This is a genomic window from Colwellia demingiae (assembly GCF_007954275.1).
In the GTDB taxonomy this organism is placed as follows: Bacteria; Pseudomonadota; Gammaproteobacteria; order Enterobacterales; family Alteromonadaceae; genus Colwellia; species Colwellia demingiae.
This window is the reverse complement of sequence record NZ_VOLT01000002.1, coordinates 1-15,084: the sequence shown is the minus strand read 5'-3', so window position 1 is coordinate 15,084 and position 15,084 is coordinate 1. Positions and strand designations below refer to the sequence as shown.

At 37.8% G+C, this 15,084-nt stretch carries 11 protein-coding genes and 1 pseudogene; 4 read left to right on the top strand and 8 right to left on the bottom strand.

Annotated elements, in window-relative coordinates; genetic code table 11:
- Positions 1-450 precede the first annotated feature (450 nt).
- Positions 451-2,049 carry a cation:proton antiporter domain-containing protein gene (locus ESZ36_RS02895; protein WP_146783330.1) on the top strand — a complete coding sequence of 533 codons (1,599 nt, stop codon included), beginning with the start codon at positions 451-453 and terminating at the stop codon, positions 2,047-2,049.
- A gap of 355 nt (positions 2,050-2,404) precedes the next feature.
- On the opposite strand, the gene ESZ36_RS23035 is transcribed toward ESZ36_RS02895, so the two are convergent.
- From ESZ36_RS23035 to ESZ36_RS02860, 7 genes and pseudogenes are all read right to left on the bottom strand, one after another.
- Positions 2,405-2,647 (bottom strand): tyrosine-type recombinase/integrase, encoded by a 243-nt coding sequence (locus tag ESZ36_RS23035; RefSeq protein ID WP_281285029.1) that lies wholly within the window; start codon positions 2,645-2,647, stop codon positions 2,405-2,407.
- 198 nt (positions 2,648-2,845) lie between these two features.
- Positions 2,846-6,031: pseudogene (locus tag ESZ36_RS02885) on the bottom strand (efflux RND transporter permease subunit).
- On the bottom strand, positions 6,018-7,292 hold the full coding sequence (locus ESZ36_RS02880; protein ID WP_146783325.1) for an efflux RND transporter periplasmic adaptor subunit: 1,275 nt from the start codon (positions 7,290-7,292) through the stop codon (positions 6,018-6,020). Before ESZ36_RS02880 ends, ESZ36_RS02885 begins: the two are co-directional and overlap by 14 nt.
- A 223-nt stretch (positions 7,293-7,515) precedes the next feature.
- Complete coding sequence (locus tag ESZ36_RS02875; protein WP_146783322.1) at positions 7,516-8,013, bottom strand: YybH family protein; 498 nt, start codon at positions 8,011-8,013, stop codon at positions 7,516-7,518.
- 82 nt (positions 8,014-8,095) lie between these two features.
- The gene (locus tag ESZ36_RS02870) at positions 8,096-8,632 is read right to left on the bottom strand and encodes a cytochrome b (protein WP_146783319.1); all 537 of its coding nucleotides are present in this window, start codon (positions 8,630-8,632) and stop codon (positions 8,096-8,098) included.
- 13 nt (positions 8,633-8,645) lie between these two features.
- Positions 8,646-9,044 carry a nuclear transport factor 2 family protein gene (locus ESZ36_RS02865; protein ID WP_146783316.1) on the bottom strand — a complete coding sequence of 133 codons (399 nt, stop codon included), beginning with the start codon at positions 9,042-9,044 and terminating at the stop codon, positions 8,646-8,648.
- Positions 9,041-9,574: a peroxiredoxin-like family protein gene (locus tag ESZ36_RS02860; protein ID WP_146783313.1), complete on the bottom strand. Its 534-nt coding sequence runs from the start codon at positions 9,572-9,574 to the stop codon at positions 9,041-9,043. The genes ESZ36_RS02865 and ESZ36_RS02860 overlap by 4 nt, the downstream gene beginning before the upstream one ends.
- Positions 9,575-9,803: 229 nt before the next feature.
- Between ESZ36_RS02860 and ESZ36_RS02855 the strand changes: the two genes are divergently transcribed.
- A complete protein-coding gene (locus ESZ36_RS02855) occupies positions 9,804-10,412 on the top strand; it encodes a TetR/AcrR family transcriptional regulator (RefSeq protein WP_146783310.1) in 609 nt (202 codons plus the stop codon).
- 802 nt (positions 10,413-11,214) lie between these two features.
- On the opposite strand, the gene ESZ36_RS02850 is transcribed toward ESZ36_RS02855, so the two are convergent.
- The gene (locus tag ESZ36_RS02850; protein ID WP_146783307.1) at positions 11,215-12,117 is read right to left on the bottom strand and encodes a hydrogen peroxide-inducible genes activator; all 903 of its coding nucleotides are present in this window, start codon (positions 12,115-12,117) and stop codon (positions 11,215-11,217) included.
- A gap of 309 nt (positions 12,118-12,426) precedes the next feature.
- On the opposite strand from ESZ36_RS02850, the gene ahpC reads away from it, so the two are divergent.
- Both ahpC and ahpF read left to right on the top strand, forming a co-directional pair.
- A complete protein-coding gene (gene ahpC / locus ESZ36_RS02845) occupies positions 12,427-12,990 on the top strand; it encodes an alkyl hydroperoxide reductase subunit C (RefSeq protein ID WP_146783304.1) in 564 nt (187 codons plus the stop codon).
- 122 nt (positions 12,991-13,112) lie between these two features.
- On the top strand, positions 13,113-14,678 hold the full coding sequence (ahpF, locus tag ESZ36_RS02840) for an alkyl hydroperoxide reductase subunit F (RefSeq protein ID WP_146783300.1): 1,566 nt from the start codon (positions 13,113-13,115) through the stop codon (positions 14,676-14,678).
- Positions 14,679-15,084 lie beyond the last annotated feature (406 nt).

Here is a 15,084-nt window from a genome sequence, read left to right as displayed (position 1 = left end):
TAAGAGGTTAGTCAATGTACGCACATAAGTCATTAACCTCATAACTCCTATAGTACTTGTTGTTATAGGAGTTTTTTAAACTTCAATATGAACCTACTTACAGCATTCTAAGTTACATTTATTATTTTTAAGGTCGAAGTAGTTTTAGATAATGGAATGCCAAAGGCTTTCTAATCGTCAAGGTTTATAGCATACATTAAACATCTGTTTTAGCTACCTCCTGAGTTTGCAATAATGGCAGTTACTAAATCATTTTTCAGTAACCATTAACCACAGGAGTAATTACTGATTCATCTATTGAAAAATAGAGTTAGTAATTATTTATGTGTATATCATCGTTAGGTATGCTGATAATTCAAGTATGAAAATATAAAGAATGGTACTAACCGTTGTTATTGTGATTACTTACATTTAATCACGAGCAAAGAAATATAAATTTAAGGAAATGTAATGGACTCCATACTTGTTATCATTGCCATATCACTAGCACTGGCAAGCATATTAAATATAGTACTAACGAAGTTTTCTATATCTCACATTATAGGCTACATCATTACAGGTATTGCAGTTAGTACTTTTTTTGACTTTAACGGCAGTCAAAACCTTAACTCACTAGAGTTAATTGGTGAGTTTGGTATTGTCTTTCTCATGTTTACGATTGGCCTAGAAATGTCTTACTCTAAGCTAGATAAGTTGAAATACCTAATATTTGTCAATGGCTTTATACAAATGGCACTCAGCTCAATTGCTGTGTTTTTAATCGCTTTCTATGCCTTTTCACTAGATGGCACATCATCTTTAGTTATTTCGCTTGCCTTTAGTTTATCGTCAACGGCTATTGTTCTACCTTATTTAAAAAAATCAAAAGATATTGTCACGCCTTATGGTGAAAAGTCGATGGCGATTTTAGTCTTTCAAGACCTCGCTGTAATTCCTATTTTATTGTTAATGGGATTTTTAGCTAATAATGAATTATCGATGGGGGATATATTATTAAATACAGTATTTTATGCTGCGATTATCATTATTTTTATGTTCACCATAGGAAAAAAAATAATAGGGTGGTTACTTCATTTTTCAGCTAATGCAAAAATGGAAGAGTTATTTTTAAGTTCCGTTTTTACCATTGTTATTTGTGCGTCTCTAATGGCTCATGAAATGGGGTTTACCTATTCTTTAGGGGCCTTTATTGCAGGAATGATTATTGCGGAAACTAACTTTCATATAAAAGTAGAATCTGACATTTCTTCCTATAAAGATTTGTTATTAGGTGCTTTTTTCTTTTCGATTGGGACAAAGATAGATATTTATTATTTTGCCACTAACTTGTATTTAGTGCTTGGTGTTCTTGTGCTTGTTATGGCGGTAAAGGCGATTATCATCTATTTTATTATTCGTCAAAAATCGAATAAGAGTGATTCTACAAAATCTTCATTGGCGCTATGTCAAATAGGTGAGTTTTCTTTTGCAATTTTTGCTTTGGCAATTAACCAAAATATTATACAAAGTGAGTTAGGTAATTTTTTAATATTGATCACCGTACTATCTATGTTGTTAACACCTTTCATTGTGAATAATATTTACAAACTTGCTTCAATATTTGTGGTTGAGTTTTTTGAAGCCGATAAAATATCGCCAGTCGATTTAAGTAATCATACCGTTGTTTGCGGCTTTGACATTTTAGGTCGAATTGTCGCGAAAGAGCTAACGAAGAGAGAAATTGTCTTTTTGATTATTTCAGACAATTTACAACATGTGTTACAGGCAAGGGAGCTAGGGTATAAGGCTTATTTTGGGCATTTAGATAAATATCCAGTATTAGAGTCACTTAAAGTTGAACAATCTAATAGCATAATTGTTACAGCTAATTCATTAAAAAATAAGCATATAATATGTGAGGCGGTTTTAGAGTATTATCCAGAGGCAAGTTTAGTTGTAAAAATCAATTCTTTGGAAGAAAAGGTTGCGCTGTCGAACCTTAAAATTAAGTCTTTTGTACATGCACAACATGAAACTGCCGTCTTATTAGTACAGCATTGTTTGGATTAATCCTTATTGAGAGAGAAAATAGTATTAATTAGAGGCAATGTCGACCTATATCCTGTAAATATATGAATGAGTAACGGATACAGAATTACTTCCCAACTAAAATAATTTCCTGTTGTTTATAGAAGTATTAATTTTTTTTAACTTCACTTAAATCTTTAAAATTATTCCTAGGTCTATGAGGCTTTATCTTCACTTCTATGGCGCTTAGGGGGCGAAACCGAGATAGAGTATATATTCTAAAGCAGTTTTCTATCTCGGAAAGGGGCACAAAGCGAAATAGAGATCTAATCTAGTTACTCCTGCATAATCAGATATAAACATAATAAAAAAGGCATTGTTTTTTATTATGAATAAGTTATTTATCAATAGTGCTTATTGTCCCTGACGAATGCGGCCCAACGACGTGAGTATATAATTGCGTAGTTTTCAAATTATTATGGTCGAGTAGTTCTTGTACTATTTTTATACCAGCCCCGCTTAATAGTACCTGGGTTGCGAAACTATGTATGAACGTGAGCTCATTACTATTACTATTACTATTACTATTACTATTACTATTACTATTACTATTACTATTACTATTAATCTTGATACACAACTCGGGCAAAAACCTGACTGTTTATAACTTAAGGTTACTACAATCGCTGCTTACTCTAATGTGTTAGATGTTAATTTTGACCCATTCAAGATCACTTTTCAGGCGCGGTAGTGTATTGAAACCACGAGGTTGTTGGGTAGCGAGGAGCTAAAATAGTAACACCTCGGGCTTCAAACTAGGTAGTAAACGTTAGGGGGCTTATTTACCTAATATTTGCCCGTCTCCAATTTCAGTCTTTGGCAAGAGAATCACTTTCGAATTTGCGGAACGTCGCCTCATCAAATGATAAAATAATGGTGTGAGCGCTAATACAAATATCGTTACTCCTAACATTCCGGAAAATACTGCAATACCCATTGCTTGACGCATTTCAGAGCCTGCGCCAGTCGCTAGCACCATAGGCAACACTCCCATGATGAATGCAAAAGAAGTCATTAGTATTGGACGAAGCCTTAGTTTTGATGCTTGCAAAACAGCTTCCATCAAAGGCATACCTTCCTGTTCTTTTTCTCTAGCAAACTCTACGATTAAAATGGCATTTTTTGTCGCCAGCCCTACCAACACTATCAAGCCAATCTGAGTGAAAATGTTGTTGTCGCCCCCAGAAATAATAACCCCCGTCATTGCCTAAAGCAGGGTCATAGGCACAATCAAAATGATTGCCAACGGCAGACTGAAACTTTCATACGTTGCCGCTAACACTAAAAATACAAGTAATATAACTAGCGGGAAAACCAACATAGCGGTATCACCTGCTAGAAGCTGCTGGTAAGTCAAATCAGTCCATTCGTAATGCATGCCGACAGGTAGTGTTTCATTGAGTATTTTCTCAATGGCTGCCTGTGCTTCTCCTGAGCTAAAGCCTTGTGCAGGCGCGCCGTTAATTTCTGCGGTGGTATAACCGTTGTAATGCATTACTCTGTCAGGTCCAGCCACATGGTTTACGTTGATGAATGAGCCAAGCGGGATCATGTCGCCATTTGCGTTGCGGACCTTCAACTGAGATATTTGTTCAGGGTCTTGTCTAAATGATTCGTGAGCTTGAACATTTACTTGATAAGTTTTGCCAAATTGATTGAAATCATTCACATACAGAGAACCTAAATAGATTTGCATGGTTTCAAAAATATCACTAATAGACACGCCTTGAGCTTTGGCCTTTTCTCGGTCAATATCCACATTCAGTTGTGGTACGTTCACTTGATAACTTGAGAAAACACTCGCAAGCTCCGGTGCTGATCGAGCTTTTTGCTGTACTTCTTGGCTTACTTGATACAATGCTTCGTAACCGCGGTTTGCCTTGTCCAAAATTTGTAATCTGAATCCACCAATGCTGCCTAAACCTTGTACCGGTGGAGGTGGAAAAATAGCAGTAAAAGCCTCTTTAATGTTCGAAAATTGTGCACCGAGTTGGCCAGCAATAGCCGTCGCAGACATATCTTGGGAAGTACGTTCTCCAAAAGGTTTTAAGATGACAAAAATAATTCCGCTACTTGGGCTGTTAGTAAAACCGTTAATATTCAAACCTGGAAATGCTACCGCTGATTCAACACCGGGATGCGCTAAGGCAATGCGTGACATTTCACGGATAACAGATTCAGAACGATCTAGAGATGCTGCGTCAGGGAGTTGTGCAAACGACACCAAATATTGTTTATCTTGGCTAGGCACATAACCTGTTGGCGTGGCGCTAAACTGAGAGTATGTGACCCCCAGTAAAACCACGTACAGTGCCAATACAATACCGCCAGAACGGATGATTTTTTTAACAGCAAAGCCATATGCTATTTCGCTCTTTGCAAATAGGCGATTGAAGGGTTTAAAAAGCCAAGATCCCAATGCCTTGTCCATCGCTCTGGACAGTCTATCTTTTGGTGATTTATCATCTTTGAGCAATAAAGCGGCTAAAGCGGGGCTCAAAGTAAGCGAGTTAATAGAAGAAATGATGGTTGAGATAGTGATCGTCAAAGCAAACTGCATGTAAAATTGGCCAGTCAAACCTGACATAAAAGCAGTTGGAATAAACACCGCTGACAGTACCAGTGTAGTTGCAACGATAGGACCAGTAACTTCCTTCATCGCCTTTTTGGTAGCATCCAAGGGATTTAAGCCATTTTTAATATTTCGTTCGACATTTTCGACAACAACAATTGCATCATCCACTACAATACCAATCGCCAAAACCAGACCAAATAGTGACAAAGCATTGAGCGAAAATCCTAGTAAATGCATGACGGCAAAGGTGCCTACTAACGATACTGGCACCGCAGCGAGGGGGATAATGGATGCGCGCCATGATTGTAAAAATAACACTACGACTACGACAACCAATAGTAAGGCTTCAAACAGAGTTTTGACTACAGCTTCAATCGAACCACGCACAAATACAGTCGGATCATAAACGATTGCATAGTCGACTCCCGCCGGAAAAGTTTCTTTTAGTTCTGCCATCTTAGCTCTGACGTTGTCAGATATTTGAATCGCATTTGAGCCAGGGCTTTGAAAAATAGGCAATGCAACTGCTGATTTGTTATTTAACAAAGACCGAAGCGTATAAGAATTAGACCCCAACTCAACATTGGCTACATCTTTCAAATGTGTTATCTGGCCCTGCTCACCCACTTTAATAATGATATTGTTAAATTCATCTTCACTTGTCAGCCGCCCTCGAACATTGATGAGTAACTGGAATTCATTGCTTCCTGAAGGTTGTGCTCCTAAGCTCCCAGCTGCAGCTTGTTGATTTTGTTCACGGATGGCGTTAGTTACATCGGTTGCAGTCAAGCCCAATGCTGCGACTTTTTCAGGATCTAGCCAAACACGCATGCTGTATTCCCCCGCTCCAAACAACCTTACGTTGCCAACACCATTGATACCGGCGAGTTCATCTTGCACATTCAACCGTGCGTAATTTGATAAATACAGGGTGTCGTATTGACTATTCGGTGACGTAAGATGTACAACCATGGTTAAATTAGGCGATGATTTTTGTGTTACTACACCTATACGTTGCACAATCTGTGGTAAACGAGGTATTGCCCGAGCAACACGGTTTTGTACTAACGTTTGCGCCTGATCTGCATCGGTCCCAATAGCGAAAGTAACGGTAAGTGTCATTTGCCCATCTGACGTGGCTTGTGAAGACATATACAACATGTTTTCTGTGCCTTTAATTGCCTGTTCAATGGGCGTTGCTACAGTTTCTGCTATCACTTTTGGGTTAGCACCAGGATAAGTCGCAGTGACCACTACCGTTGGTGGCACAACTTCAGGATATTCGGTAATAGGCAGTTGCCAAACGGCCAGTGCTCCGGCTATGAAAATCAGTATTGATAAAACACCAGCAAATATTGGACGATGAATAAAAAAGTTAGAAAATTTCATTTTTACTTCCTCCAACTAAAGGACTCGTTTCTTTATGGGCACGACTTCGTGAGGCATCGATTTTAGATTGTAATGATTTCAGTGCTTTTAGATTTTCAGTTGCAGTCATATCAACCACTTGAGGGGATACAAGCCCTCCTGGACGTACTCTTTGCAAGCCATTTACAACAATCAACTCTCCCGCTGACAAACCCGATTTGATAATGCGAAGACCATTCAAACGTTCACCTAGTGTGACTTTTCTATATTGGACCATATTGTTTTCATCGAGTACTAAAACAAATTTATTGCTTAAATCAGTGCCTATTGCTTTATCGTCAATCAAAATACCCTGGTAACTGGCGCTACCCAATAATTTGATACGTGCAAATAGCCCAGGAATAAGGCTACCATCTGTATTTTGGAAAACAGCACGGGCTCTAATAGTACCAGTGCTTTCATTTACATGGTTATCCACAAAGTCGATAACCCCGTGGTATGGAAAGTCATTATCAGAGGCTAGTCCCATTAATACGGGATTTGGTGTATTTCTTGAGCTTGGGCGACTGCCTTCTTTGGCTAATTGACTATACTTAAGGTGAGTTTGTTCATCAGCATCGAAATATGCATACACCTTTTCGGTAGATACAATATTGGTTAGTATATCTTGCCCTGCTGTAACATAATTGCCTGCAGTTATCAGCGCATTAGACACACGGCCGCTAATAGGTGCGGTGACATGAGTATAACTTAAATTCAATTTTGCTAGTCCCAACGCAGCCCTAACTGCTTCTGCGTTAGCTTGAGTTTGCTCTTGATTAGCGAGTCGGGAATCAACATCGCCAACAGCAATAGCGTGACTGCCAACCAAGTCTTGTGCTCTTTTATATTCTTTCTTGGCAAGTACTAGTTGGCTATTAGCGGTCACTAATTCCGCAATTAGACGCCTTACTTCAGCCTTCAAAGGTCTGTTGTCGATCAAAAACAAGGGATCGCCAGCGCTTACCATCGCCCCCTCTTTAAATGCAACTGCTTCAATATAACCGGACACTCTTGGCCTAACCTGTACCGTTTGCGGGGCTTGAATTCGTCCAGTGAACTCGTCCCATTCAGTTAACCTTTCGTTAATTACCTGAGCCACAACTACTTGTGGTGGTTGTGACAAATGTTCGTTGTCATTTGCCGCATTAGTTTGGCCTGAAAAAAAGACAACATTACTAATGAAACCGCTTAATAAAACTGTATTAAGCAATATTAATTTAAATGTTAAAGGGAATTTCATGTTTTAGCTCCTCAATTAATGACTTAAGTGGTTGGATAAATTTTAAGGTCTGATTTTAAGATGATCTTAAACAGACTTAGCTAGTTTTTTCATGATACTTAAAACAAAGATACACAGGGAATGCCGTCAGGAATGATAGACATCCACTGGAACTTTTGTCTTGTGTTTATTATTGATGTTTCATCAATCTTGTACTACTTCTTAGCTTGTGTTGAAATCGGAGTCATTTTGTCTCCTTTGCTGTATGTTGGTGCCACATGTCGGTTACGATTTTCCATTTACTACCATCTGGCCGAAGTACAAATAGGTAAGTGCCTGTTGCATCCATTCCAATTTTTTCCACTTTTGCCTCAACAGATCCAATCATAACGGCAAGGCTAGAATCATCTGCAACAAATAGGTTATCGACAGTGTGTGTTACTTTGCCTTTGTTGGATGTCACAAACTCAAACAGCTTACGCGGTTCTTCCAAACCTTGCGTTGCTGGCTTGCCTTGTTCAATCCATAAAGTATCTTCGGCATAGAGATCAACCAGATCAGCTGCGTCGCCAGCAATAACGGATGTATTAAATCGGTCATTAAAGGCCTGAAGATTACTAACTGTTTTAGACTGTTGACTGGCTATTGGGGATTGTAGTCCCTCAGTTTTATACTGTAGACCGCCTGTAAAAGCGGCTATCGAGGTAACTGCGATTAAAGCGATGACGGAAATTGTACGCATAATTTGTCCTTTAAATAATTAAGTTAAAAAAATAATGAATTGCTTTTGTTAAGCAGAGTTGGTTAATAAATATTGTGAATGATTACTTTTGTATCTTTCCAAAAATCATTCTTGTGAGTGTCTGGTCGCGATTGATAAAGTGATGCTTTAAGGCAGCACCAATATGAAGAAACAAAGCTGTAATGAAAGCGTATGCTACCCATTTATGAACTGATCTTGCGAACATCGATATAGAATCAATCTTCTCAATCGATGGAATGGTTACAAGCCCAAATACGTCAGTCGGATAGCCAGAAAATAAGGCCATTACAAGTCCCGATACTGGCATCATCACAACTGCAAGAAGTAGTAGATTATGGATAGCTTTTGAGGCGATTTGTTGCCATCTTTCTACAATGGATACAGGTTCCGCAAAGCCTTGTACTAAACGATATCCAACTCGCCATAAACCCCATAAGAAAAGTAGTACTCCCATAGCTTTATGAAATTTAAGTAAGGTAAAGTTATCGGCTTTGGAGAGCCCTCCATACTCGAGAGTTAGCCCTGCAATCAGCATTACCATGAAAAAAATAGCAACGCTCCAATGATTCAATCTAGAAAGTTTGTTATAGGTTTTCATGGCAAGCTCCCTTTTATTCCGCTTCAGGACGTAAGAAAATCACTTCGCGTAGTACCTGCCAACGTCCATCTTCGTGAACAAGATCGATACTGAGAAACAGGATCATGTTTTGACCACTTAAATCGTTTTTACGTGAGAGCAGAACATTAGCCGTATTACCGATTACATCAATGCGGTGAAACTTAGCCCAAGTGTTCATCGGTGGATCACCCGCATCACGCTTGGATTTAAAGAGATCTTTAAACGCTGATTTATCTGCCGTGTTCACATTGTCTGACGTATCGACCATGATCACTTCTAGGTTTTCATGGTAAATCTGATCAAGTTTTTCAACATCAAAACTAGTTGCAGTCTGGATCAAGTCATCAATAATTTGTTTTACTTCTTCAGTTGAATGAATTTTGTTTTTCATGAGTGTGTTCCTCTTATTGGATAGTTGTTTTCAGGGTTACGTACAAACTTTAATCCCATTAAAATCGAGCTAAGTTCAGGTCGTGCAAATGGTGCATTAGAAATATCGATAATTTGTATTTCTCCTTTTTCGTTGATCACAAATAATGCGGGTTCAGCAAAGGGTCGATCTGCTTCTTCAGAAGAACGTGGATTTGAGATATACAAACCCAGTTTTTTCATTTGTTCTGTTGTCAGTTCATAGCCCACATCAAAGTTGGGATTTATTTTTCCAATTTGAAGGTTCGCCTTTTCAGGAGAGTCTGAAGATACCGCCACGACATCTACTCCAATAGCATTGAATTCTGGCAATAGTTTCTTAAGTATTAGTAGATAGTCAGTACATAGAGGACAATGTTGGCCTCGATATACAATGACCATTCGCCAGTCATGTCCTTCATAAATAGTAGGCAGATGAATTTCACCACCTTCCAAACTAGCAACGGTTATATCTGGAAAAATCTGTCCTGCTGTTAATTTAATATTTGTCATAATTTTTACTCTTTGTTTTGTAACGATCATTATTAAACTAAATATTTTCTAATGTGTCAATGGTTTTGTATCGATCGACACAAAATAGATTATAGTTATGCACCCGATGTCATCTTTTTTACCTTTAAAGTAAAGGGATAAAGGTAGTACCTTAAAAGTCTCACTTGAGTTTTGTATCAAACAATATTAATATAAGATTTTTTTGAACGTATAAATTTTGTAGAACATAATGAAAAAGAAGACAGGTAGACCGCTATCTTTCGAGCGAGACAAAGCACTTTTGGCTGCAATGCATGTTTTTTGGGCAAAAGGATATGATGGCGCGTCGATGAAAGATTTAACCGAGGCAATGGGTATTAATAGTCCCAGTCTTTATGCGTCTTTTGGTGATAAGCATAAGCTCTATTTGGAATCCATTGACTGTTATGCAACCAATGACGCATGTGCGCCATTGGTTGCCTTTGAAACCGAACCTGATATTACTCAAGCTGTTCGTTCTTTTATGGAAGCTGTTATAGATTACAGCACTGAAAATAGTAGTGGTGCACGGGGTTGCTTTCTCAGCTCAAGTGTTTCGACAAGTGCTGGAGAAGTTGAAGGGGCACAAGAATTATTATATCGCGCTGTGATCGATACTGATGCTCGTCTGGCTAGGCGCTTTGAGCTTGAAAAGGCGAGAGGAGCATTACCGGATGATTTTCCGTCAATGGAACGTGCCCGTTTGATGTTCGACCTTCGTCAAGGTCACGTCTTTAGAGCTCGCGCAGGATTAGAACGAGATACCATGACTGCTGACATTGAATATAGAGTAAAGATGGTACTCTCAAATTCTTTATAAATTCAACGTCCAGTTACACTTAAATGTCCTGTGCATCAATGGAAATAATGTGTGCCAAATTTTAATTCGAAGATTATTTTTTTTGGTAAAGTAAGAAGTTAAACATTTATAAAAAAAGACACACTTGGGATGAGGCAGTTTAAATGAGTAAATTGACACAAGCATTGACCCTAATAAGGTAATACAGTCAACATACACAACTGACCATTCATGTGATGTTGTAGTGGCATAATTAATTTGGCCTCACTTCTTGAGATCTCAGTAAGGAAGCTCTATGGTGCTTTGTGCTCTAATAAGGTAGAGCTAAACGTCACTATTGCCATAGACTGGCCACATTACGGACCTAATTCATCGGTCTAATGATCTTGCTGACGCTTCACTAATTTAGCTTATATGATTTTTGTATGTTATCGCCATATAGCAACGAATGACTAAAAGAAACTTTATATTATAGGTAAATTAGATTAAAAATATTTCATGATAAATTTAAGCATTTAATCGTTTATTTTTATCTAATAAATAGTCACTTAGTCGTCACTCTGATACGAAAAATAGGCTCATCTGTCTTTTACTCTTATTTGGCAATATTGATCGCCATAGTAATTGTTTGAGTAGTTACACTTTACAACTTCATTTTTACTCTGAGTTGAATTAAAAATTTCTCTTATACTGTTAATAATATTTTTCATCTTGTTCACCTGCTTGATTTAAGATGGAATGATTGTGACTTATTATCTTGATTCAGTAAATTTCATAAAATCAAAGATATCATTCTATAAAACTAAACGATGACAAGGTGAGCCTAACCACACTTATTAGTGAGCTGTGCTGTAAAAATATCTTTGAGTAATGTTAATTCGTTGGTTCTAACGTAATTGGGCCTAATAACTAAAGCAATCGTTCTATGTGGACCAGGTTCATTTAAATGAATAGCTCTGAGTTCAGATTCATTATAAGTTAATTGATCTAATGCCATTTGTGGTACGAGTGTGGTGCCTAATTTACCTGCGACCATTTGAATGAGCGTATGCAAACTCGCTGAGCCAAAATCAGAGTCTTGCTTCGGGTTTTTCAACTGGCATGCGACTAATGCATGTTCTTTCAAGCAATGACCATCTTTTAATAACATGAGCTTTTCAGTTTCTAACTCTCCACTGCTAATTTCTTGCATGGTATTTGGGCATTCGTCTTTATGGCAGACCAAATAGAAGTCTTCTTGCCAAAAGTTAAAACTCATTAATCCATCTATTGGATAAGGTAAAGCGAGTATCGCTGCATCAAGCTCACCAGTTCGTACCATTTCCACGAGTGTATGAGATTGCTCTTCGAGTATCTTTAATTTAAAACTTGGATATTGATGTCTGACTTCGGGTAATACTTTAGGTAAAAGGTAGGGTCCAATGGTTGGAATAACCCCTATGGTCATAGAACTTGAAAATGGCAGGTTATCACTTAGCGGTATTTGCAGTAACTCGTCTAATTCCAACTTTACACTTTTGGCCTTTTTAAGTATCAATTGCCCTTTTTGGGTCACTAACACTTGTTTGTTGTTACGCTCAAAAATGATTAGCCCTAATTGTTTTTCAAGTTCATTGATAGCTGTGCTTAATGCAGATTGAGATACATTGCAGGCCTCTGCTGCTTTTTTGAAGTGCAAAGTCTTTTCAATTGCTAATGCGTAGTGCAGTTGTTTTATTGAGATCATGTTTCTAATGATTACTTTGCTAGAACGTAGATCATATTTTAAGAGTAATTATTGAATTAGTCATCTTCTTATTTAGTATTTTTGCTTCACATCCTACTGAGAATTTCTAACGTTAGATTAAACACCTATAACCTTTGTTCCGGTTAATTACTCATTATTTTATAGTTCTGTTTTTTAGAACATTAAAATCAATTTAATCAAATTTATTTATCAATCATATGAATCTACTATATCCACATCGAAAGCAAACATGCTTTTAAAACCCAATGAAACTTAACATTTATATTAAAAATAAAAGAGGAATTACACATGGCTCAAATAGGCAAAACTATCCCAGAATTCAAAGCTCAAGCATTTCATAACAACGAATTTGTTGAAGTAACGTCTGAAGGTACTAAAGGAAAATGGTCAATATTTTTGTTTTACCCTGCAGACTTCACCTTTGTTTGTCCGACTGAATTAGAAGATATGGCAAACCAGTATGAAGAATTACAAGGACTCGGTGTAGAAGTTTATTCGGTATCAACAGATACCCATTTTTCACATAAAGCATGGCACGACTCTTCAGATGCCATTGGCAAAATAAAATTTCCAATGATTGGCGACCAAACTGGCACCATTACTCGTGGTTTTGATGTGATGATTGAAGAAGATCACATGGCACACCGTGGTACTTTCTTAGTCGACCCAGATGGCGTTATTCAAGTGGCTCATATTCATGCTGGTGGTATTGGCCGAAGTGCAAAAGACATGGTCCGCAATGTAAAAGCGGCACAATATGTTCGCGAAAACGACGGTGAAGTATGTCCCGCAGCTTGGGAGCAAGGTGAAGCAACCTTAACACCAAGTTTAGACTTAGTGGGTAAAATCTAAGTCATACACCCCTGTATTGGCGGAAATTGGTATACGTTTTAGTTATACCTTTCCGCTTCATTTCACCCGTGCAGATGACTTGTCTTATTTAAGCAAAGTCATCAACGTAATAAGGTAGCACCATGTTAAGCAAAGATATTATAAACGCAGTAAAAACGTACACCCAAAACATGACTAACAAGGTATCACTCGTTTTACAGACTGGTGAGCATGAAAAACGTACCGAATTAAAAGATTTTTTAACACAAGTATGTTCAACATCAGAAAACTTAACCTTAGTTGAACGTGATGATAATTTACGTAGCCCAATCACCTTTTATGTAGAGGTTGAAGGAAACAATAACGGTATCCACTTTTCGGGTATCCCAAGTGGTCATGAATTTAATTCACTTATTCTAGCCATACTTCAATCATCAGGCACTGAGCTTAAGCTTGATAGTACCTTGACTAACATGGTGTCGAAAATAACCGAGAAATTACACTTTGAGGTGTTTATTTCATTAAGCTGTCATAACTGTCCCGATGTCGTGCAATCGTTAAATCAGTTTGCCTTATTAAATCAAAATATCAGTAGTGAAATGATTGATGGTGGTCTCTTTAAAGCATTAATCGATGAACGTAATATCCAAGGTGTGCCGAGTGTTTACTTAAACGGTCAATTATTTGCCAATGGTAAAATAGATACCGCACAGTTAGTTGATAAACTTATCGAACGTTTTCCTTATATTATTGGTGGTGATGAAAATGAACAGTTACCGCTACAAGATGTTACCGTTATTGGTGCCGGCCCTGCAGGTATTGCTGCTGCAATTTATGCGGCGCGTAAAGGCTTAAATGTTACTATGATTGCCGACCGAATTGGCGGCCAAGTTAAAGATACCGTCGGCATTGAAAACTTAATTTCAGTACCAAAAACAACAGGCACAGAGCTAACCGGTAATATGCAAGCTCATTTGAGCGATTACGATATTACGATAAAAGAGTTTTTACGGGTCGAGAAGATAGAGAAAGGATATCCTGAAAATAAAGCACCGAAAAAGTTACACCTTTCAAGCGGTGAAGTATTTGAGTCTAAAACGGTAATTATTGCTACAGGGGCAAAATGGCGTGAGCTTGGTATCCCTGGAGAGAAAGAAAATATAGGCTCAGGCGTTGCTTATTGCCCACATTGCGATGGTCCATTTTTTAAAGGTAAAGATGTTGCGGTTGTTGGTGGTGGTAATTCAGGTATAGAGGCCGCTTTAGATTTATCTGGTATGGTTAATCATGTAACCGTTTTTGAATTTTTACCGGAATTAAAAGCTGATAAAGTCTTGGTGGACAAAGCCGAAGCACATGACAGAATTACGATTATTAAAAATGTAGCTACTAAAGAAGTTATTGCTGAAGAGGGTAAAGTGGTTGCCCTAGACTATGAAGATAGAGCGACAGGTGAAATGAAGCAGCAAAGCTTATCGGGTATTTTTGTACAGATTGGGTTATTACCCAACAGTGGCTTTTTACAGGGGGTTGTTGAACTCACTAAACATGGTGAAGTGATTGTTGATGAGAAATGTAATACTACAGAGCCAGGTATATTTGCCGCAGGTGATGTCTCTACAGTACCTTATAAACAAATTGTTATTGCCATGGGTGAAGGAGCAAAAGCATCATTGTCAGCCTTTGATTATATTATTAGAGAAAGTTAGCTCTCATAATGAATAACACCTGAACTAACTGAGCAAAGGTTAGTTCGAGTGTTAATATTCTAAACTTATGTGGATGTAATTTAGTTTTAATACCTGTTATGAAAACTCGTTAGTAGAGTTAGTTTATGTGTCGATTTTTTACCAAAATTCATCAATTATCAATATTTAATAGCGTTACTCAAGTTTTATTTTTAAATTGAAAAGGGCATCTTTTAGGTAGTGCTAAATAACCTTTTTGTGACGCTATGGGGGCGAATGTATGGTCCGCCTCAATATTGCAAGTAATAATATCGATAACGTAGTTGGTTTGCGCTAATGTATTCGGAGTCTTTGTTGGTTACCCAATATATTAGGCCCAGCTCCACGATGAGATCCGCGCTAGATTGTCCTCAAAAGCGCCAAAGCA